Source organism: Mesobacterium pallidum (assembly GCF_019966535.1).
GTDB classification, from domain to species: domain Bacteria; phylum Pseudomonadota; class Alphaproteobacteria; order Rhodobacterales; family Rhodobacteraceae; genus Mesobacterium; species Mesobacterium pallidum.
Map to the genome: position 1 here is coordinate 129182 of NZ_JAIMID010000007.1, position 20092 is coordinate 149273.

A 20092-nucleotide genomic window follows, 5' to 3' on the forward strand; every position below is an offset into this window, starting at 1 on the left:
CTCCGGCGGGAGTATTTGGGGAATGATGAAAGCAGGGCGCAAATGATCCCCTTCATTGTGCCAATAAACTCCGGGGAGTGTGAGGGGCTGGCCCCTCACGGCGCATCCCGCGCCAGATCGCGCGGGGGTCTTGCACGCGCCCGCGCACCATGCTTCCGTCCGACCCATGACTTTCGCATCGCGCATCACCCGTCTGCCCCGCCCCTTCGAGCCCGACCGCGGGGCCGAGGCGCGGGAGGCCGTGCCGGGGCTCGAGCGGCCGCTGGCCGAGCTGCTGCATGGCGTCGGCGCCTGCAGCCCCTATCTTGGCGGACTCATCCACAAGGAGGCAGGCTGGCTGCCCGGCGCTTTCGATGACCCCGAGGCGGCGCTGGACGCCGTCTGCGCCGGGTTGCGCGACGTGTCGGCGACGGATCTGCCGGACGCGCTGCGGCAGGCCAAGCGGCGGGTGGCGTTGATGACCGCGCTGGCGGACCTGGCCGGGGTCTGGCCGCTGGAGACCGTGACCGGGCGGCTGTCGGAATTCGCGGGCCGCGCGGTGCAGCTGGCATTCGAGGCGACGGTCGGTGCCGAGATCCGCCGCGGCAAGCTGCCCGGCGCCACCGAGGATGATATTCCGTCGGCGGGCGGCATGGTCGCGCTGGCCATGGGCAAGATGGGGGCGGGAGAGCTGAACTACAGCTCGGACATCGACCTCATCTGCCTCTTTGACGAGACCCGCTACGATCGCGACGATTTCCACGACGCGCGCGCCAGCCTGATCCGCGCGACGCGCAAGGCGATGGCGATGCTGTCGGATCTGACCGGTGAAGGCTACGTGTTCCGCACCGATCTGCGGCTGCGGCCCGACCCCTCGGTGACGCCGGTCTGCATGGCCATGGCCGCGGCCGAGGCCTATTACGAGAGCCTGGGCCGCACCTGGGAACGCGCCGCCTATATCAAGGCGCATCCCGCGGCCGGCGACCTTGCGGCCGGCGCGCGGTTCCTCGCGACGCTCAAGCCCTTCGTCTGGCGCCGGCATCTCGATTTCAACGCGATCCGCGACGCCCATGACATGCGGCTGCGCATCCGCGAGCACAAGGGGCTGCACGGGGCGATCACGCTGCCGGGCCATGACATGAAGCTGGGCCGCGGCGGGATTCGCGAGATCGAGTTCTTCACCCAGACACGCCAGCTGATCGCCGGCGGACGCGACCCCGACCTGCGGGTGCGCGGCACCGTGCCGGGTCTGGCGAAACTGGCCGAGAAAGGGTGGATCCCCCCGGACGTGGCCGAGACCCTGACGCGGCACTACCGCGCCCATCGCGAGGTCGAGCACCGGTTGCAGATGGTGCGCGACGCCCAGACCCACGCCCTGCCGCAAAGCCCCGAGGGCATGGCGCGGATCGCGGCCATGATGGACACCGACGTGCCGGCGCTCGAGGCGGACCTGCGCGCCCGGCTCGAAGAGGTGCACCAGTTGACCGAGGGCTTCTTTGCCCCTGACGCCCCCGGCACCTCGGGTGCCGCGCCTGCGCCCGAGGTGCCGGATGGCAGCGAGGCGGTGGTCGAGCGCTGGCGCAGCTACCCCGCGCTGCGCTCGGAACGGGCGGTCGAGATCTTCCAGCGGCTGAGGCCAGAGATCCTTGGGCGGCTCTCGCGCGCCTCGGACCCGCACGAGGCGCTGCTGTCCTTCGACGGGTTCCTGTCGGGCCTGCCGGCCGGGGTGCAGCTGTTTTCGCTGTTCGAGGCCAATCCGCAGTTGATCGACCTGCTGCTCGACATCACCGGCACCGCGCCGGCGCTGGCCCGGCACCTTTCGCGCAACGCGGGCGTCTTCGACGCGGTGATCGGCGGGTCGTTCTTTGCCGACTGGCCGGGCGGGGAGGCGCTCGCAAAGGAACTGGCCGCGCGGCTCGCGGCCGAACGCGATTACGAGGCGCGGCTGGATGCGGCCCGGCGCTGGGGCAAGGAATGGCATTTCCGGGTCGGCGTACACCTTCTGCGCGGTCTCGTGACCTGCGCCGAGGCGGGCCAGCAGTATGCCGACATCGCCAGCGCGACCCTGCGCGGGCTCTACCCCGAGGTGGTGGCCGAGGTGTCGCGACGCCATGGGCCCCCGCCGGGACGGGGCGCGGTGGTGCTGGGCATGGGCTCGCTCGGGGCCGAGCGGCTGAGCGCGACCTCGGATCTCGACGTGATCGTGATCTACGACGACGCGGGGCAGGAGGAAAGCGAGGGGCCCAAGCCCTTGCCCGCGCGGACCTATTTCGCGCGCCTCACCAAGGCGCTGGTCACGGCGATGACCGCGCCCATGGCCGAGGGGCGGCTTTACGAGGTCGACATGCGGCTGCGGCCCTCGGGCAACCAGGGCCCCGTGGCGACCTCGTGGACGGCGTTCAAGACCTACCAGCAGGAGGAGGCCTGGACCTGGGAGCATCTTGCGCTGACCCGGGCGCGGGTCGTGGCGGGCTCGGAGGCGCTGGCCCGGGACGTGGAGCGGTTCCGCTGCGCGCTGCTGTCGATGGGCGGGGCGCAGGAGAAGGTCTTGCACGACGTGGCCGAGATGCGGGCGCGGATCGCGGCGGCCAAGGCGCCCGACGGGCCCTGGGACACCAAGATCGGGCCGGGGCATCTGCAGGATATCGAGCTGATCGCCCAGGCGGGCACGCTGATCGCCGGGGCGCCTTCGCGCTGCGTGGTGGACGGGATCGAGGATCTCGCGCGGCTGGGCTTCGTGGACGGGGCCGGGCGTGACGCGCTGCTGGCGGCACATCGGCTGCTGTGGGCCTTGCAGATCGCAGCGCGGCTGCTGTCGGAAAAACCGCTTGGGCCGGACGCCCTGGGCGAGGGCGCGCGGGCCTTCGTGACGCGGGTCACCGAGGTGGAGACGCCGGAAGATCTGACCGACAAGCTGGCGTCGTGCTGCGCGGCTGCAGCGCGGGTCATCGATGGAATCCTGGAGGAGGTGGCAGGGGATGAAGCAAGTGAGTGAGGACGACCAGCGCGGACTGATTGCCGAGGCCTATGCCATCGAGGGGCTGACCGAGGCCGAGGCGCGGGCGATCTTTTTCGACTGGGCGCTGGGGCTCGCAGGCGTCGAGCCGACCGAGGCGATCGGGCGGCTGCACTCGGTCTATGTCGAGAGCCATCCGCAACATCCGATGACGGCGGTGCTGGCGGCGGGGAAGACCCAGGCCGAGGCGCCGAGGCGGCGGCGCGGCTGGCGCGGACGGCGCGAGGGGGGCGGCGCGTAAGGCGGGGCAAGGGGCTTCATCACGCCTGATGGCATGCCTCAGACCCAGCCCACCGGATTGGCCGGGGCGGCGAGTTCAGCGCGGCAGCTTGGACGCCTCGCGGGCCAGCGCCTCGATCCCGGCCCAGTCGCCGCTGTCCACCTTGTCCGACGGCGCGACCCAGCTGCCGCCCACGCAGAGCGTGTTGGGCAGTGACAGGTAGGTGCCGGCATTGGCCAGCGACACGCCGCCCGTGGGGCAGAAGCGCACCTGCGGCAGGGGCGAGGCCAGCGATTTCAGCGCAGGTGCGCCGCCATTGGCCTCGGCCGGGAAGAACTTCTGCACCGTGTAGCCGCGTTCCAGCAGGCGCATGACCTCGGTCGCCGTGGCGGCGCCGGGCAGCAGGGGCAGGTCGTTTGCCTCGCAGGCGTCGAGGATCGTGTCCGTCGCGCCCGGCGAGACGCCGAACTGCGCGCCGGCGGCCTTGGCGGCTTCGACGTCGGCGGGGGTCAGCAGGGTGCCGGCACCGACCACGCCGCCCGCGACGCCCGACATCTCGCGGATCACGTCAAGCGCCGAAGGGGTGCGCAGCGTCACCTCGAGCACGGGCAGGCCACCCGTGACCAGCGCCCGCGCCAGGAGCGCGGCGGTGCCGGCGTCCTTGACCACAAGGACGGGGATGACGGGGGCGAGCAGGCAAAGTTCCTCTGCCTTCATGCTGGCGGCCTCGGGGGTCATGGGGCTCTCCTGTGGCTGGCCGGGGATGCCTCCGGCGGGAGTATTTTCGGAATAATGAAAGGTCAGACGACCACGGCGGCGCCGGCGGTCGAGGGGCCGACAGAGCGGCGGAAGGTCTCGAAGAGCTCGCGGCCAAGGCCGTTGCCATTGCCGGGGGCGCGGTCGTCGACCGGCGTTCGGGTGTCGAAATCGGGGGCGAGGTCGGTGATTGTGCCGGCCACCGCGTCGACGCGGATCAGGTCGCCGTCACGCACGCGGGCGAGCGGGCCCCCGGCGGCCGCTTCGGGCGTGACATGGATCGCGGCGGGCACCTTGCCCGAGGCGCCGGACATGCGGCCGTCGGTCACCAAGGCGACCTTGAGCCCGCGATCCTGCAGGACCGCGAGGGTCGGGGTCAGCCCGTGCAGTTCGGGCATCCCGTTCGATTGCGGGCCCTGGTAGCGGACGACCACCACGGTATCTTCGGTGAACGCGCCGGCCTTGAAGGCGGCCTTGACCGCCTCCTGGTCGGTGAAGACGCGGGCCCTGGCTTCGATCACGTGACGCTCGGGCGCGACGGCCGAGACCTTCATCATCCCGTGGCCGAGGTTGCCGATCAGCTGCTTGAGCCCGCCGGTCTTCTGGAACGGGTCCGAGGCCGGGCGCACGATCTTGTCGTTCTGCGTTTCGTGCGGGGCATCGTGCCATTCGAGCTTGCCGTCGAGCAGCTTGGGTTCCTGCGTGTAGAGGGCGAGGCCCTCGCCGGCCACCGTCTGCGTGTCGGGGTGCAGCAGGCCGTCGTCCAGGAGCTCTCCGATCAGGTAGGCGAGGCCCCCGGCGGCGTGGAAATGGTTCACGTCGGCCAGGCCATTGGGGTAGACCTTGGCCAGCAGCGGCGTGACCGAGGAGATGGCGTCGAAATCTTCCAGCTCGAGCTGGATGCCCGCCGCCTTGGCCATGGCCGGCAGGTGCAGGATCAGGTTCGTGGACCCGCCCGTGGCCATCAGCCCGACGATTCCGTTGACGAAGGCCTTTTCGTCCAGCACCTCGCCCGCGGGCCGGAAATCGTTTCCAAGCGACGTAATCTCGGCCGCCCGTTCGACACCCGCCACGGTCAGCGCATCGCGCAGCGGCGTGCCGGGGTTGACGAAGCTGGAGCCGGGCAAGTGCAGCCCCATGAACTCCATCAGCATCTGGTTGCTGTTCGCCGTGCCGTAGAAGGTGCAGGTGCCGGGCGAGTGATACGAGGCCATCTCGGCCTCCATCAGCTTGTCGCGGCCGACCTCGCCGCTGGCGAATTGCTGGCGCACCCTGGCTTTTTCGTCGTTCGGCAGGCCCGAGGGCATCGGCCCTGCGGGAATGAACACCGCCGGGATATGGCCGAAGGTCGCCGCCGCCATCACGAGTCCGGGCACGATCTTGTCGCAGACGCCGAGGTAGAGCGCCGCGTCGAAAGTGTTGTGCGACAGGCCGACGGCGGCGGCCAGCGCAATCACGTCACGGGAAAACAGCGACAGCTCCATCCCCGTCTGGCCTTGAGTGACGCCGTCGCACATGGCCGGCACGCCGCCCGCCACCTGTGCCGTGGCGCCCACGCGGCGCGCGGCCTCGCGGATCAGGGCCGGGTAGGTTTCGAACGGCTGGTGCGCCGAGAGCATGTCGTTATACGCGGTGATGATGCCGATGTTCGGCGCGCGCCCAGTGGCCAGCGCGTCCTGGTCCTGGCCCATGGCGGCATAGGCATGGGCCTGGTTGCCGCAGGTCAGGTGGGCGCGGCGTGGGCCGTCCGCGGCCGCCGCGGCGATCTGGTTCAGATAGCGTTTCCGGCTGCCTTGCGAGCGGTCGATGATGGCGTCGGTGACGCGGGCGATGGTAGCGTTGAGCGACATGGGGCCTCCGTCTCTTGCCCCTGTTGTAGTCCGTTAGCGCTAACGGTTCAAGGGGCGGTTGCGCCGGATGCATCGGTGCAGCCCCAGTTTGCGCCTGCGTTGCTGCGGCAATCAAGTCACAGATCGTTTCGAATGCGGGGACAATGAGCGTGTCAGGCGTCATTGTCGGCCGAATTGCCCCATTTCCGCCCTCATTCGCGGCCAAATGGTTAACGGAAGAAACCCGAGGCACGAGACAGGGAGAGGCGAGATGAAACTTCGCACCACTGCAACGATTCTGGGCATGGCGCTGGCACTTGCCGCCTGCGGCAGCGCCCCGCAAACCGTCAGCCGCAACGCCGCGCCCGAAGAGGTGGCGGCGTTCGAGACGCCGCCGCTGCGTATCGCGTCCTACCATGTATCCGTGCCGCGCAGCCTGGCCGCGACCGAGGCGGAATCGTTCTTCCCCTCGGCCGACATTGTCTGGAAGGGCGATCCGGCGGGTGACCGACACCAGCAGGTCGCCGCGATCTTCGAGGATGGCATCCGTCGTTCGGCCGCGCTGATGGGCGACGGGCGCCCGGTTGACGTCCGGATCGAGGTGCAGCGCTTTCACGGTGTGACCGACCGCACGCGCTATTCCGTCGGCGGGCGGCATGAGGTCGACTTTTCCCTGGCGGCCACCGATGCCGAGACGGGCGAAGTGGTGGTGCCGGCCCATGACGTCTCGGTCTGGCTGAAATCGCTGGCGGGAAAGCGGGCCATCGAGTCGGACCAGAAGGGGATCACGCAGAAAGTCCGCGTCACCGATTTCATCGCCCGTGCGCTCTACGAGGAGCTGACGGGGCAGGAGGCGCCCGAGGGCACGATGCCCGTCGTCGTCCAGACCGAAACGGTGGAGGCCGAAGGCGCGCTCTGAGGCTTCCCCAGGCGCGATGGACAGGATATGGGGGCGTCATGGATGACATGTCGCCCCTTTCCCTGCCGCGCCTGCGGATGAAGCCCAAGGCCAATGCCCGCGCCGTGCGTCACGGCGCGCCCTGGGTCTATGACAACGAGATCGTGACCGACCGGCGCACCAAGGCGATGACGCCCGGCGCGCTGGCGGTGCTCGAGGACGCCGACCGGGCCGAGCTGGCGCTGGTCGCCGTGAACCCCAATTCGCGCATCTTTGCCCGGGTGCTGGACGGGCCCGGCGTGACGCTGGACCGCGCCTGGCTCGAGGCGCGGCTGCGCGCCGCCCTGGCCCTGCGCGAGGTGCTGTTCGACGCCCCCTTCTACCGGCTGGTCCATGCCGAGGCGGACGGGCTGCCCGGCGTCATCATCGACCGCTTCGGCGACACGGCCGTGGTGCAGCCCAATGCCGCCTGGGCGGATGTGCTGCTGAATGACCTGGTCGCTGCGCTGGTCTCGGTGACCGGCGTCAAGAACGTGCTGAAGAACGCCGGCGGGCGGACGCGCGGGCTCGAGGGGCTCGACGATGTGTCGACAGTGCCGGTGGGGCAGGCGCCGGATGGGCCGCTGCCGGTGCCGATGAACGGCGCGACCTACATGGCCGACCTGACGGGCGGGCAGAAGACCGGGCTGTTCTTTGACCAGCGGCCGAACCATGCCTTTGCCGCGCGGCTGTCGCGCGGGGCGCGGGTGCTGGACGTGTTCTCCCACGTCGGCGGATTCTCCCTTGCCGCGCTGGCCGCGGGCGCGACTAGCGCGCTGGCCGTGGACGGCTCCGCCCCCGCGCTGGACCTGGCGCAGCAGGGCGCGGCGGCGATGGGTGTCTCGGACCGTTTCGCCACCCGGCAGGGCGACGCCTTCGCCGCGCTCGAGGCGCTGGCCGCCGAGGGCGAGAGCTTCGACGTGGTGATCTGCGACCCGCCCGCCTTCGCGCCCTCGAAACAGGCGCTCGAGGCCGGACTGCGCGCCTATGAGCGGATCGCGAAACTCGCGGCGCCCTTGGTGCGCGAGGGCGGCTTCCTCGGCCTCTGCTCTTGCTCACACGCGGCGGACCTGTCGAAATTCCGCCAGGCCTCGACCCGCGGCATCGGCCGGGCCGGCCGGCGTGGCGCGCTGATCCACACCGGCTTTGCCGGGCCGGACCACCCGCTGCACCCTCAGCTCGCGGAAAGCGGCTACCTCAAGGCGCTGTTCTACCGCCTATGAAGGTGTTGCTGGACACCTGCGTCCTCTACCCGACGGTGATGCGGCAGGTGCTGCTGGGCGTGGCCGAGCGCGGCCTCTTCATCCCGCTCTGGTCGGACCGCATCCTGGAGGAATGGGCCCGCGCGGCCATCAAGCTCGGCCCCCAGGGCGAGGCGCAGGCGCGGGCCGAGATCGCCCAGCTGCGCGCCGCCTGGCCGAATGCCTGCGTGACGTGGAAGCCCTCGCTCGAAAGCCGCCTCTGGCTGCCCGACCCGGCCGATATCCATGTGCTGGCCGCCGCCATCGCCGGCTCGGCCGACGTGCTGGTGACGCTCAACGCCAAGGATTTCCCGCGCGGGACCCTGGCCGAAGAGGGCCTGTCCCGCGCCGCCCCCGATGAATTCCTGATGGGTTTCCACGCGGCGCATCCCGGGATCCTGGCCGAGGTCGCGGAAACAGTCCGCGCCGAGGCCGAACGGCTCTCGGGCGAGAGCTGGCCCATGCGCGACCTGATGAAAAAGGCGCGGCTGCCGCGTCTTGGAAAGGCCCTCGCGGCGCCCGGTCACTAGATCGGCTGGTGTCTGCGTCCGTGGTGATCGGGGGATGCCTCCGACGGGAGTTTATCTGCACAATGAAGTGCGGATCCGCGTCAGCTTCATTGTGCCGATAAACTCCGGGGGGTGTGGGGGGCCGACCCCCCACGGATTGCGTGGTGTGGGGGGCTGGCCCCCCACGGATTGCGTGGTGTGGGGGGCTGACCCAACACGGGTCGTGCGGTGTGGGGGGCTCACCACCCACGGGTCGTGCGGTGTGGGGGGCTGGCCACCCACGGAGAGCGTGATGTGGCGGCTGCCCCCCATCTCCGATTTCAGGCTTCTTCCAACGCGCTGACGATAGGCGAGAAATCCCCGGCCGTCAGGCTTGCCCCGCCGACCAGCGCGCCGTCCACGTTCGAAACCGCAAAGATCTCGGCCGCATTCGACCCCTTGACCGACCCGCCGTAGAGGATGCGCACCGACCGCCCGACGCCCGCGCCGTAGCGCTGCTCGAGCTTGGTGCGGATGAAATCATGCACCTCGCCGATCTGCGCCGTGGTCGGCACCTTGCCCGTGCCGATGGCCCAGATCGGCTCGTAGGCGATGACGAGATCATGGGCCGAGGCGATGTCGGGCAGGGAGCCCGCCAGTTGCCCGCCGATGATGTCGAGCGTATTGGCCGCCTCGCGCTCGTCCAGCGTCTCGCCGACGCAGACCACGGCCACCAGCCCCTCGGCCAGCGCGGCGCGGCACTTGGCGCGGACGTCGCCGTCGCTTTCATCGTGATCGGCACGGCGCTCGGAATGCCCCAGGATCACGTGGGTCGCGCCGGCGTCCTTGAGCATCGCGGCCGAGATGTCGCCGGTATGCGCTCCGCTGGCCTCTGCATGGCAATCCTGCCCGCCGATGGCCAGCACATGGCCCTCGGCCAGCGCGGCGGCGCGGCCGATCAGCGTGGCGGGCGGGCAGATCAGGACGTCCACGCCCGGCGCCGGATGGCTCTTCATCAACGTCTCGATTTCGGCCAGCGACGCGCCGGTCCCGTTCATCTTCCAATTGCCTGCGGCCAGTTTGCGGCGCATGGGCACCTCCCGTTCTGTTTTTCGTTGCGCCCATCCTCGCGACCGGCGCCGGGGCGTCAAGGGTGCTTGCGGTCGCGGGGGCGCGCTGGCACAAGACGGCGACTGGAAATGGGGGCCGGAATGATCCCGAGACTGGACGCAAGGGCGCTGGACGCCCGCACGCCCGAGGCGATGGACGCGCTGCGGCGCGGGGCCGAGGAGGTGGGGTTTCTCACCGTCCACGACACCGGCATATCTACAGCGGAAATCGCCGCCGTGATAGACACTTATCGGGCGTTCTTCAGGCTGCCAGAGGCTGAAAAGCGGGCCGTCGACATGGCGCGCACGGGCTCGAACCGGGGCTGGGGCGCGCCGCGGAGCGAGCAGGTCGATCCCGCCGCCAACCCCGATTTCAAGGAGGTTTTCGACTGCGGCTTCACCCTGCCCGAAGACGATCCCCTGGCCGGGCTTTCGGTCTATGCGCCGAACCTCTGGCCCAAGACGCCGCCCGAGTTCCGCGCGGTCATCAGCGCCTATTACGACCACGCGCTGGAGGTGTCCTTGCGCCTCTTGCGCGCCATAGCGACGGCCATCGGGGCCGAGGCGGACTACTTCGACGACAAGTTCGCCAAGCCCATGGCGCTGCTGCGGGGCAATTACTACCCGCCACGCCCCGGCTGGGCGGGGGACAAGGATTTCGGCATCGGCGCGCATACGGATTACGGCTGCCTGACACTGCTGGCCGCCGATGGCACGCCGGGGCTCGAGGTGCTGGGCGCGGATGGCAACTGGCTGCCGGTCAACGCGCAACCCGGCGAGTTCGTCATCAACTTCGGCGAGATGCTCGAGATGTGGACCGGCGGCCGCGTCAAGGCGACGCTGCACCGGGTGATCGGCGGCAGCGAGGAGCGGATCTCGGTCCCGCTGTTCTTCAATCCCGCCCATGACACCAACGTGGCGCCGATGGGCAGCAGCAAGGTGATCCGCGCAGGCGATCACCTCGAGAAGCGGTTCAACGAGACCTACCTGCACCTGGCAAAGGGCTGAACGCCGTTCAGCCGCGCGCGATGTAGCCCTCGATCACCTCGACTTCCTCGGTCGAGCCGAAGACCAGCGGGCAGAAGGCATGGGGAGTCTCGGGTACGAGGTCGAGGATACGGGTCGCGCCGTCGCTGGCCTTGCCGCCGGCCTGTTCCACGAGAAAGGCGATGGGCACCGCCTCGTAGGCCAGCCGCAGCCGGCCACGACCGTAGCCCTTGCGGGCGTCGGCGGGATACAGAAATGCGCCGCCTTTCAAGAGGATACGGTGCAGGTCACCGACGGCGGCCGCCAGCCAGCGCATGTTGAAATCCTTGCCCCTCGGCCCGTCGCGGCCCAGCCGCACATCGGCGGCATAGGCCTGCAGCCCCGCGCTCCAATGCCGTTCGTTCGAGGCGTTGTAGGCCAGCATCGAGCTTGCGGCGGGCAGCATGGCCCGCTCGGTCGTGATGCGGAAATCGCCGGCGACGTGGTCGTAGGTCGCGATATGCGTGCCGTCGCCCAGCGAATAGGCGAAATCGGTGGAATGGCCGAAACAGGCATAGCCCGCGCCCACGGCTTCGGACCCCGGACGGCGGAAGTCGCCCGTTCCGGCGGGGTAGATCGCGAAGAGCGTGCCAAGGATGCCACCGATCCCGATCGAGCCCGAGCCGTCGATCGGGTCCATCGCCAGGTCGAAGGCGCCGTTCGGGTCGAGCGTCACGACCTCTTCGGCCTCTTCGGACAAGACATGACGGATGTCGCAGCCCCTGAGCGCGTCCAGCATGAAGTCATGCGCGCCCACATCCAGCGCCTTTTGGGCATCGCCGGATTCGTTGTTGCCCACCAGCGCGGCGGGATCGCCCGGCAGCGTCCCGGCGGCCAGCCGTTCGGCCAGGGGCGGCAGCGCCTCGGCGATGTGGCGGACGATGCGCGCGGCCCCGGCATCGGGCAGGTGCTCGTGCAGGAAGGGGCCGCGCGGGGCCGTGTCGTTGGGCAGCTTCAGCATGGGCGGGGTCCTTTTCCGGGTTAACCCGGTCTTAACCAACCGCGCCCATGCTGTCAGGGGCTTATTCGGCGGCCAACGCCATGTCGGTGGGCAATGCGATGTCCAGCACGCCCTTGACGGCGCGCGCGGCCTCGGCCCCCTTGGTCACGAAATGCTCGCGGTAGAAGGCGGTCAGCAGGTCGGTTTCCTGGTAGTTGTGCGGGGTGAGCGAGACGGAAAAGACCGGCACATCGGTCTGCATCTGCGCCTCCATCAGGCCGGTGACGACCGCGCCGGCGACAAAGTCGTGCCGGTAGATGCCGCCGTCCACGACAAAGGCCGCGGCGACCACGGCGTCGTAGCGACCCGTGCGGGCGAGGCGCTTGGCCAGCAGCGGCATCTCGAAGGCGCCGGGCACGTCATAGGCGTCGACCTGCGCGCCGGGCAGGATCTGCGCGGCCTCGGCCAGGAACCCTTCGTGGGCGCGGTCGACGATGTCTGCGTGCCAACGTGCGCGGATGAACGCGATGCGGGTGGTGTCGTAAGTGGTCATGTCGGAACCCTCCGTTTGAACAAAAGGTCCCAGGGGTCAAGCCGTCAGCGCGCGCGAGACGCGCACCTTAGGTCCTCTTCCATCCGGACTGTTACCGTCGGCCCCGGAATTCCACCGGTATCTGCTGACCCTTTCGCTGTGAAAGGCGCTCGCGGGCTGTCACCGCCGGTGGGGAATTGCACCCCGCCCTGAGAACACGGCCAGACATAGCTTTCGAGGACGGGTCCGCCTAGCCCCCGAGCGACATGTCACAGGGATTGTGCGAATTTGTGCGTCAAAGATGTGCAAGCGCCCGGCGCGCCCAGTCGCAGGCGACCTCCGGGTCGTCCATCGCGGCTTCGGGCAGGGTCCAGTAGGGCATGGCGCCGGACTTGCCGTTGTCGCGGGTATAAACCCAGCGGGTGCAGCCTTCGGCCTCGAGCTGGGGGATGAAAGCGCCCGCGCCCTTCAGCAGGATCTGCCCGTCACCGCGCACCATCGCGAAGATCGTGCCGTCGTGATAAAGGCACATCCCGCCCATCATCCGGCGCGTCGTGACATCGCCAAGCCCGTCGAAGAGCTCGCGGACATAGGCGATGTCCTCGGCGCCCAGGCTCATTGCTGGCCGCGTTCCGCCGCCAGCTCGCTCACGTCTTTGAACTTGATCGATTCGCCGCAGCCGCAGGAATCGGTGACGTTGGGGTTGCGGAACTTGAACCCCGATTCCAGCAGCGTGTTTTCATAGTCGATCTCGGTGCCGAACAGGAACATCTGTGCCATCGGGGCGATCATCACCCGGGCGCCATCCTGTTCGACCACCTCGTCGGCGGAATCCGCGGTATCAACGTATTCCATCGTGTATTCCATCCCCGCGCAGCCGCCCTTCTTGAGGCCGATGCGCAGGCCCGCGCGTCCGTCACGCTCCATCAGGCGCGTGATCTGCTTGACGGCCGAGGGGGTCATGCTGACCGCCTGCTTTCCGGGAATTGCGAACATGGTGCGTGTCTCCTTCCGGGTCAATTTATGCCTTTGACGCACATGTCTCAAGGGAGGGCGTGGACACGAACCTGTGCGGCGATGCAGGGTGGCGCACCGAACTGGAATGCTTATCAACTTGTCATACCAGTTGGCCGCGTGTAGTTTGCATGCGACTCGAAGGGGAGAAGCCCATGCAAAGCGCCAATGACCCGTTCGCACCCATCGCGCGGCAACGGCTGTCGGACCAGGTGTACGATCGGCTGCGGGGCATGATCGTCTCGGGCCAGCTTGGCCCCGGCGACACGGTCCCGTCCGAACGGGTGCTGATGGAGCGGTTCGGTGTCGGCCGTCCCGCCGTGCGCGAGGCGATGCAGGCGCTGGCCAACAAGGGGCTCATCACCATTTCGCAGGGCGAACGCAGCCGGGTGAACGCCCCCACGGCCGATATCGCCATCGGGCAGGTGGACGAGATCGCCAAGATGCTGTTGTCCTCCGAGCCGGCGAACCTTGGTCATCTCAAGCAGCTGCGCAAGATTCTCGAGACGGGGACGGTCGCGCTGGCCGCGCGTCATTGCGGCGAAGGGGACGCCCAGGCGCTGCGGGACCTGGTCGAGGTGCAGCGCGCGGCGGTGGGCGATCCCGAGGGCTTTGTCGCTGCCGACATCGCCTTTCACGTCGCCATCGCGGGATTGACTGGCAATCCGCTGCTCCAGACCGTCACCGGCGCCATGCTGACTTGGCTGCGCGATTACTACGCGCCGCTGCTGCGCTGGTCGGGGCGCGAGGCGACGACGCTGGTGGAACATGCGCGGCTGGTCGATCACCTGGCCGCCGGGAATGCCGAGGCGGCCGTGGCGATGATGACCGCCCATCTCGACCGCTCCGACCCGCTTTACACCGCCGAGGCACGGTCATGATCGGGCCCGACCGGATCGAGGCCGATTACCTCATCGAGACCGCGTTCGACCCGCGGGCGGCGGCCGAGATCATGGCGGGAGAGCAATCCTCGGGCACCTTCCGCCCCGTGCCGGGCGAGACGCCGGAACTGAAGGCCCGTGCCGCTGCCCGCATCGAGCGGCTGGAGGTGATCGGAGAGGTGTCCGCCCCGTCCTTGCCCGGCTCGGGCCTGCCGAAATCGGGCGGGGGCCTGCGGCAACAGGCGCGTGTGACGCTCAGCTGGCCGCTCGCCAACCTCGGGCCGTCGCTGCCGAACCTCGTGGCAACTTTGGCCGGTAACCTGTTCGAGTTGAAGTCATTTTCCGGTTTGCGCCTGCTTGATCTGCGCCTGCCGGATGCCTTCGCCGCCCGATACCCGGGGCCGAAATTCGGCATGGCTGGCACGCGCGACCTGTCGGGCGTCGAGGGCCGCCCCCTGATCGGCACGATCATCAAGCCCAGCGTCGGCCTCACCCCCGAGGACACGGCCGCGCTGGTGGCCGAGCTGTGCGCCGGCGGCATCGATTTCATCAAGGATGACGAGTTGCAGGCGGACGGCCCCGCATGCCCCTTCGACGCCCGCGTCCGTGCCGTGATGAACGCGGTTCACCGCGCCGCAGACAAGACGGGCCGCAAGGTCATGGTCGCCTTCAACCTGACCGGAGAGGTGGACGAGATGCGCGCGCGGCACGACCTCGTGCTGGCCGAGGGCGGCACATGCGTCATGGCCTCGGTCAACGCGGTGGGGCTGTCGGGCATGATCGCGCTGGGGCGGCATTCCCAACTGCCGATCCACGCCCATCGTTGCGGCTGGGGCGCGCTGACCCGCGCGCCGCTGCTTGGCTGGGATTATGCCGCCTGGTCAAAGCTTTGGCGACTGGCAGGCGCGGACCACATGCATGTCAACGGGCTGGACAACAAGTTCACCGAAAGCGACGAAAGCGTCATCGCCTCGGCCCGGTCGCTCTCCGATCCGCTTTTTCCCGATGCACCCATGCGCGCGGTGCCGGTGTTCTCGTCCGGCCAGACCGTCCACCAGGCGGCGGGCACGCTGGCGGCGGCGGGCGGGCCGGACCTGATCGTCACGGCGGGCGGCGGCATCGTCGCGCATCCGGGCGGCGTCGCGGCGGGGGTCGAGGCGATGCGCGCGGCCTATGACGCGGCCGGGCAGGGGATCGACGCGGCAACCTACGCCAGGGACCACCCCGCGCTGGCCGCCGCGCTGGCGGCGTTCTGAGCCATGGCGCCGCGGCTCACCTTCTACGGCGACGATTTCACCGGCTCGACCGCGGTGATGGAGGTGCTGACTTTCGCCGGCGTCCCCACGTTGCTGTTCCTCGCGCCGCCGGCGCCCGAGGTGCTGGCCCGCTACCCGGAGGCGCAGGCCATCGGCGTGGCCGGCATCGCCCGGTCGCAAACCCCGGACTGGATGCGCGCCGAACTGCCGCCGATCTTCGCGGCGCTGCGGCGCCTTGGTGCGCCGCTGGTGCATTACAAGGTCTGTTCGACCTTCGATTCCGCGCCCCATGTGGGCTCGATCGGTGCGGCGGCCGAGATCGGGGCCGAGGTCTTCGCCCCCGATTGGATCCCGCTGGTGGTCGGCGCCCCGGCCATCGGGCGCTACCAGGTCTTCGGCAACCTCTTCGCCGGGTCCGAAAGCGGCATCCACCGCCTTGACCGACACCCGGTCATGGCGCGCCACCCGGTGACGCCGATGGACGAGGCCGACCTTTGCCGCCATCTCTCCCGTCAGACCGACATGGCCACCGGTGTGGTCGACATGGCCGCGATGACCTCCGGCCGTGGTGACGCGGCGCTGGCCGAGGCGCGGGCGACGGGCGCCCGGATCATCGCGCTCGACGCGCTGGACGACGCGACCCTGGCCGAGGCGGGGCGGCTGATGTGGGCGGGCGGGGCCGGAGGATTCGTCCTTGGCTCGCAGGGGGTCGAATACGCGTTGACCGCCTATTGGCGCCGCACAGGCCTGCTGCCGGCCGAGCCCGAACCGTCCGTGCTGACGCCGGTCGACCAACTCTTCGCCGTCTCCGGCTCCTGCGCGCCGACCACCGCGACACAGATTGCCCGGGCCGACGCGGCGGGGTTTGCCGTGCTCGATTTAGACGCCTCGGACCCCGGCGCGCTGGCCGCCGAGGCGGCACGGACCCTCGACGCCGCGCTCGACCTGCTGGGCCAGGGCCGCGATGTGCTGGTCGCCACCGCCCGCGGCCCGGACGACCCGCGCGTGACCCGCCTGTCGGCCGCCGAGAACGACAGCCTCGGCGCGGCGCTCGGGCAGATCGTTGCCGAAATCCGCCGCCGCACGGGACTGCCGCGCATCGCCATCGCGGGCGGCGACACCTCTGGCCATGCGCTCAGCGTCCTCGGGGCCGAGGCCCTGTCGGCCGTCGCCCCTTTGGCCCCCGGCGCGCCGCTCTGCCGCGTGCATTGCCCGGCTGACGCGACCCTCGACGGGCTCGAGGTCACGCTGAAGGGCGGCCAGATGGGCGCCCCCGATTTCTTCATCACGACCAAGACCGGGGCCACGCGGCCCGGCGCATAAGGGAGACAGACCATGACCAAGATTGCCCTCTTCGGGGCCGGCGGCAAGATGGGCGTCCGCCTGGCCACCAACCTGAAAGCCGCTAACTACGATGTGCTTCCGGTCGAGGTGACACCGGCCGGACAGGAACGGCTGCACGCCGAAACCGGGCTCACCTGCGTCGAGCAGTCCGATGCACTGGCCGCCGCCGACACGGTCATCCTCGCCGTGCCCGACCGCCTGATCGGCACGGTGCTGCGCGGGTTCCTTGCCGAGCTGAAGCCCGGCACCGCCGTCATCATGCTGGACGCCGCAGCACCCCATGCCGGCACCCTGCCGCAGCGCGACGACGTCACCTATTTCGTCGCGCACCCCTGCCATCCGCCGCTCTTCAGCGACGAAACCGACCCGGCCGCGCAAAAGGACTATTTCGGCGGCATCGCGGCGAAACAGCATATCGTTTGCGCCCTCGCGCAGGGCCCCGAAGAGCATTATGCCAAGTGCGAGGCCATCGCGCGGGCCTTCTACGCCCCCGTGATGCGGTCGCACCGGGTCAGCGTCGAACAGCTGGCAATCCTGGAACCGGCCCTGTCGGAAACCGTCGGCGCGACCTTCGCCAAGGCGCTCAAGGATGCCACGGACGAGGCGGCCCGGCGCGGCGTGCCCTACCAGGCAGCCGAGGATTTCCTGCTGGGCCATATGACGATCCTCCTGGCCACTGCCTTCGGCTTCCAGCCCGGCGGACGGTTGTCCGACGGCTGCCTGCTGGCGATCGAAGAGGCGCAGCCGGTGATCTTCCGGGACGGCTGGCTGGACAAGGTGTTTGCGCCCGAGGCGATCAAGGCCTCTGTCCAGTCGATCTGCCGCTGAACAGCGTTCAACGCGCCGCGGGGCCTTGAGCCTCGCGCGCGTTCGGGGTAGGCGCGGGGCTTCGTTTTTCAGCCCTTGGTGCGCCCATGTCCGGTCCCGTCCTTGCCGTCGATTTCGGCACCTCGAACTCTGCCGCCGCGATGCTCGACGGGGGCCGCGTGCGCCGCTTGCCGCTTGAACCCGGCGCGGACACGCTCCCCACGGCGGTGTTCTTCCCGACCGGAGGGACCATGCGCATCGGCGAGGCCGCGGCCGCGGCACTGATCGACGGCGAAGAGGGGCGCTACATGCGGGCCCTGAAATCCGTTCTCGGAACGCCGCTGTTCCACGAAAAGCGGCTGATCGGCGGCAAGCGTCGGACCCTGGCCGAGGTGGTCACAGCCTTTCTGTCCGCGTTGAAGACCGGGGCCGAACGCGAGGCAGGTGTCACCTTCACCCATGTCCTGTCGGGCCGCCCCGTTCATTTCCACACCCGCGACGCCGACCGCGACGCCCAGGCCAAATCCGACCTCCGCGGATGTTACGAAGCGGCCGGCTTTACCGAGGTCGATTTCCTCTTCGAGCCCGAAGCGGCGGCCCACGCGGCCGAACCGATCACCGGCCTTGGCCTGATCGTCGACATCGGCGGCGGCACCTCGGACTTTTCGGTCTATCGCCGCAAGCGCGACACGGTCGAGATCCTCGCCTCGCACGGCATCCGCCTGGGCGGCACCGATTTCGACCACGCCGTGTCGATGGCCCATGCCATGCCGCTGCTGGGCCTGGGCGGAGAACTTACCCGCAGCCTCGCTGATGGCCGCTTGCCCGTGCCGCGCCAGATCTACGCGGACCTCTCGACCTGGGCGATGATCCCCTTTCTCTACACGGCCGAGACGCGGCGCATGGCGCAGGACCTGCTCGATCACGCGGTGGACAAGCCGGCGATGACGCGGCTGGTGACGGTGCTGCGGGACGAGCTGGGCCATGACCTGGCCTTCGCGGTCGAGGCGGGCAAGATCGCCGCCAACAGCGGCACGGCGGCCGAGATCGACATGGGCCTGATCGAGCCGCGCCTGGCCGCGCCGGTCACACCCGGCTCGCTCACCCGCGCGCTGGACCCGCAGCGCGACGACCTGCGCACGGCCGTCTACGAAACGCTCTTTGGCGCGCAGGTCCAGCCCGCGCAGATCGACCACGTCGTGCTGGTGGGCGGCTCGAGCCTCATGGAGCTGGTGACCTCCGAGCTGAAGGCGATCCTGCCGCAAGCGCGCCAGCAGCGCAGCGCGGCCTTCACGGCCGTGGTCGACGGGCTGGCGCTGGCCTCGGCGACACGTTGAGAGCGGGCTGAACGCCGTTCAGATCCCGAGCCGGTCGCGCATCGCGAACCAGGTCATCGCCAGCACCAACAGCGGCGTACGCCCCATGCCGCCGCCCGGAAAGGGCAGGGCGGGCACGCGTGCCATGGTATCGAACCCCTCGGCCTCGCCCGCGATGGCCTGCGCCATCAACAGGCCGGCATGGGTCGCTGTCCCCAGCCCGTGTCCGGAATAGCCCGAGGCGCTCAGCACGTTCGGCGCCAGCCGCGCGAAATAGGGCGCCCGCCGCCGCGTGATCGCCAGCGTGCCACCCCAGGCATGGGTGATCTTCACATCCTTGAGCTGCGGGAAGACTTGGCTCATCGGCTTGCGCACCACTGCCTCGATATCGGACGGAAACCGGTAGCCATAGCTCTCGCCACCGCCGAACAGCAGCCGGTTGTCATGGCTCATGCGGAAGTAATTCACGACGAACTTGGTGTCGGCCACGGCCACGTCGCGGGTCAGCACGGCCCCCGCCTCCAGCGGCTCGGTCGCCACGATGAAGTTGTTGATCGGCATGACCCTTGCGGCCACCTTGCGGTCGAGCGTGCCGAGATAGCCGTTGCAGCCCAGCACGACGTGTTCGCAGACCACGCGGCCATGACCGGTCTTGACCACCGGCTTTGCCCCATGCTCGATCCCGTGCACCCGGCTGCCTTCGAAAACCTGCACTCCGGCCGCCAGGCAGGCCCGTGCCAGCCCCAGCGCGAAGGCCAGCGGGTGCAGGTGACCCGCGCCCATGTCCAGCATACCGCCCCTGTAGGCGGGCGAGCGGCACAGCTCGCGCCCCTTGGCCTCGTCCAGCAGCTCGATCCGGTCATAGCCGTAGTCGCGCGCCAGCATCTCGGCTTCCTCGTGGATCTCGCGCCGCTCGCCATCGGTGTAGCCGTAGGTGGCGACCCCGTCCCGCAGGTGGCAGTCGATCCCGTGCCGCGCGATCAGCCCGCGCACCACGGCCTTCGCCTCCTCGGCCAGGGCCCACAATTTTCGCGCATCATCGCGCCCGACCAGCCGCTCCAGCTCCGGCTGGTGCATCCGCTGGCCCGAGCCCAACTGTCCGCCATTGCGCCCCGAGGCGCCAAAGCCCACGCGCTGCGCCTCGACCAGTGCTACGGAATAGCCCCGCTCCGCCAGGTGCAGCGCCGCCGAGAGCCCGGTATAGCCGCCGCCCACGACGCAGACATCCGCCCGAACCTCGCCCTTCAGCTCGGGACACCGCGCAAGGGGCGCCACCGTCTCGGCATACCAGCTTTGCGGATATTCCCCTGCAGGGTCATTGGCCGTCAGCAGATCCATGCCCGATCCCACATCTTCATTGTTTTCCAAATACCTCGGGGGAGTCACCGCAGGTGACGGGGG

Annotated in this window: 19 protein-coding genes and 1 riboswitch; of the genes, 11 read left to right on the forward strand and 8 right to left on the reverse strand. The window is 69.5% G+C overall.

All coding sequences use genetic code 11. From position 1 onward, the window contains the following. Positions 1-166 precede the first annotated feature (166 nt). A complete protein-coding gene (locus MF270_RS12140) occupies positions 167-2974 on the forward strand; it encodes a [protein-PII] uridylyltransferase family protein (RefSeq protein WP_238366156.1) in 2808 nt (935 codons plus the stop codon). Beyond that, complete coding sequence (locus MF270_RS12145; protein ID WP_238366157.1) at positions 2958-3236, forward strand: hypothetical protein; 279 nt, start codon at positions 2958-2960, stop codon at positions 3234-3236. The genes MF270_RS12140 and MF270_RS12145 overlap by 17 nt, the downstream gene beginning before the upstream one ends. Positions 3237-3311: 75 nt before the next feature. Here MF270_RS12145 and eda read toward each other — a convergent pair whose 3' ends face one another. Then, positions 3312-3953, reverse strand: coding sequence for a bifunctional 4-hydroxy-2-oxoglutarate aldolase/2-dehydro-3-deoxy-phosphogluconate aldolase (eda, locus tag MF270_RS12150; protein ID WP_238366158.1), 642 nt, complete (start codon positions 3951-3953; stop codon positions 3312-3314). Positions 3954-4015: 62 nt separating this feature from the next. Then, positions 4016-5821, reverse strand: coding sequence for a phosphogluconate dehydratase (edd, locus tag MF270_RS12155; RefSeq protein WP_238366159.1), 1806 nt, complete (start codon positions 5819-5821; stop codon positions 4016-4018). Between the two features lie 250 nt (positions 5822-6071). Here edd and MF270_RS12160 point away from each other — a divergent pair, with 250 nt between their 5' ends. The 3 genes from MF270_RS12160 to MF270_RS12170 are packed head-to-tail and all read left to right on the forward strand — an operon-like array spanning position 6072 to position 8508. Further along, positions 6072-6719: a DUF6778 family protein gene (locus MF270_RS12160; protein ID WP_238366160.1), complete on the forward strand. Its 648-nt coding sequence runs from the start codon at positions 6072-6074 to the stop codon at positions 6717-6719. Positions 6720-6766: 47 nt separating this feature from the next. Then, positions 6767-7960 (forward strand): RSP_2647 family RNA methyltransferase, encoded by a 1194-nt coding sequence (locus MF270_RS12165; RefSeq protein WP_238366161.1) that lies wholly within the window; start codon positions 6767-6769, stop codon positions 7958-7960. Beyond that, positions 7957-8508: an RSP_2648 family PIN domain-containing protein gene (locus MF270_RS12170; RefSeq protein ID WP_238366162.1), complete on the forward strand. Its 552-nt coding sequence runs from the start codon at positions 7957-7959 to the stop codon at positions 8506-8508. Before MF270_RS12165 ends, MF270_RS12170 begins: the two co-directional genes overlap by 4 nt. Positions 8509-8807: 299 nt before the next feature. Here the strand turns inward: MF270_RS12170 and tpiA are convergent, their stop codons facing one another. Further along, entirely contained in the window at positions 8808-9557 is a 750-nt protein-coding gene (tpiA, locus tag MF270_RS12175; protein ID WP_238366163.1) for a triose-phosphate isomerase, read from the reverse strand. Positions 9558-9677: 120 nt separating this feature from the next. On the opposite strand from tpiA, the gene MF270_RS12180 reads away from it, so the two are divergent. Beyond that, a complete protein-coding gene (locus MF270_RS12180; RefSeq protein WP_238366164.1) occupies positions 9678-10583 on the forward strand; it encodes an isopenicillin N synthase family dioxygenase in 906 nt (301 codons plus the stop codon). A 7-nt stretch (positions 10584-10590) separates the two neighbouring features. On the opposite strand, the gene MF270_RS12185 is transcribed toward MF270_RS12180, so the two are convergent. The 4 genes from MF270_RS12185 to MF270_RS12200 all read right to left on the reverse strand — a co-directional run bounded on the left by MF270_RS12185 (position 10591) and on the right by MF270_RS12200 (position 13069). Further along, on the reverse strand, positions 10591-11562 hold the full coding sequence (locus tag MF270_RS12185; protein WP_238366165.1) for a class 1 fructose-bisphosphatase: 972 nt from the start codon (positions 11560-11562) through the stop codon (positions 10591-10593). Between the two features lie 61 nt (positions 11563-11623). Continuing rightward, the gene (locus tag MF270_RS12190; protein WP_238366166.1) at positions 11624-12094 is read right to left on the reverse strand and encodes a 6,7-dimethyl-8-ribityllumazine synthase; all 471 of its coding nucleotides are present in this window, start codon (positions 12092-12094) and stop codon (positions 11624-11626) included. Positions 12095-12161: 67 nt separating this feature from the next. Continuing rightward, a riboswitch (FMN riboswitch) is annotated at positions 12162-12294 on the reverse strand. Positions 12295-12368: 74 nt separating this feature from the next. Further along, a complete protein-coding gene (locus MF270_RS12195; RefSeq protein ID WP_238366167.1) occupies positions 12369-12692 on the reverse strand; it encodes a TfoX/Sxy family protein in 324 nt (107 codons plus the stop codon). Further along, positions 12689-13069, reverse strand: a complete 381-nt coding sequence (locus MF270_RS12200; RefSeq protein ID WP_238366168.1) for a HesB/IscA family protein — start codon at positions 13067-13069, stop codon at positions 12689-12691. Before MF270_RS12200 ends, MF270_RS12195 begins: the two co-directional genes overlap by 4 nt. A gap of 173 nt (positions 13070-13242) precedes the next feature. Here MF270_RS12200 and nanR point away from each other — a divergent pair, with 173 nt between their 5' ends. The 5 genes from nanR (at position 13243) to MF270_RS12225 (ending at position 18712) form a co-directional block, all read left to right on the forward strand. Beyond that, a complete protein-coding gene (gene nanR / locus MF270_RS12205) occupies positions 13243-13968 on the forward strand; it encodes a transcriptional regulator NanR (protein WP_238366169.1) in 726 nt (241 codons plus the stop codon). After that, positions 13965-15224 (forward strand): ribulose-bisphosphate carboxylase large subunit family protein, encoded by a 1260-nt coding sequence (locus tag MF270_RS12210; RefSeq protein ID WP_238366170.1) that lies wholly within the window; start codon positions 13965-13967, stop codon positions 15222-15224. The genes nanR and MF270_RS12210 overlap by 4 nt, the downstream gene beginning before the upstream one ends. Positions 15225-15227: 3 nt before the next feature. Then, complete coding sequence (locus MF270_RS12215) at positions 15228-16547, forward strand: four-carbon acid sugar kinase family protein (RefSeq protein WP_238366171.1); 1320 nt, start codon at positions 15228-15230, stop codon at positions 16545-16547. A 12-nt stretch (positions 16548-16559) separates the two neighbouring features. Beyond that, positions 16560-17396, forward strand: coding sequence for a phosphogluconate dehydrogenase C-terminal domain-containing protein (locus MF270_RS12220; RefSeq protein WP_238366172.1), 837 nt, complete (start codon positions 16560-16562; stop codon positions 17394-17396). 86 nt (positions 17397-17482) lie between these two features. After that, positions 17483-18712: an Hsp70 family protein gene (locus MF270_RS12225; RefSeq protein ID WP_238366173.1), complete on the forward strand. Its 1230-nt coding sequence runs from the start codon at positions 17483-17485 to the stop codon at positions 18710-18712. 18 nt (positions 18713-18730) lie between these two features. Here the strand turns inward: MF270_RS12225 and MF270_RS12230 are convergent, their stop codons facing one another. Then, the gene (locus tag MF270_RS12230; protein WP_238366174.1) at positions 18731-20029 is read right to left on the reverse strand and encodes an NAD(P)/FAD-dependent oxidoreductase; all 1299 of its coding nucleotides are present in this window, start codon (positions 20027-20029) and stop codon (positions 18731-18733) included. Positions 20030-20092: the final 63 nt, after the last annotated feature.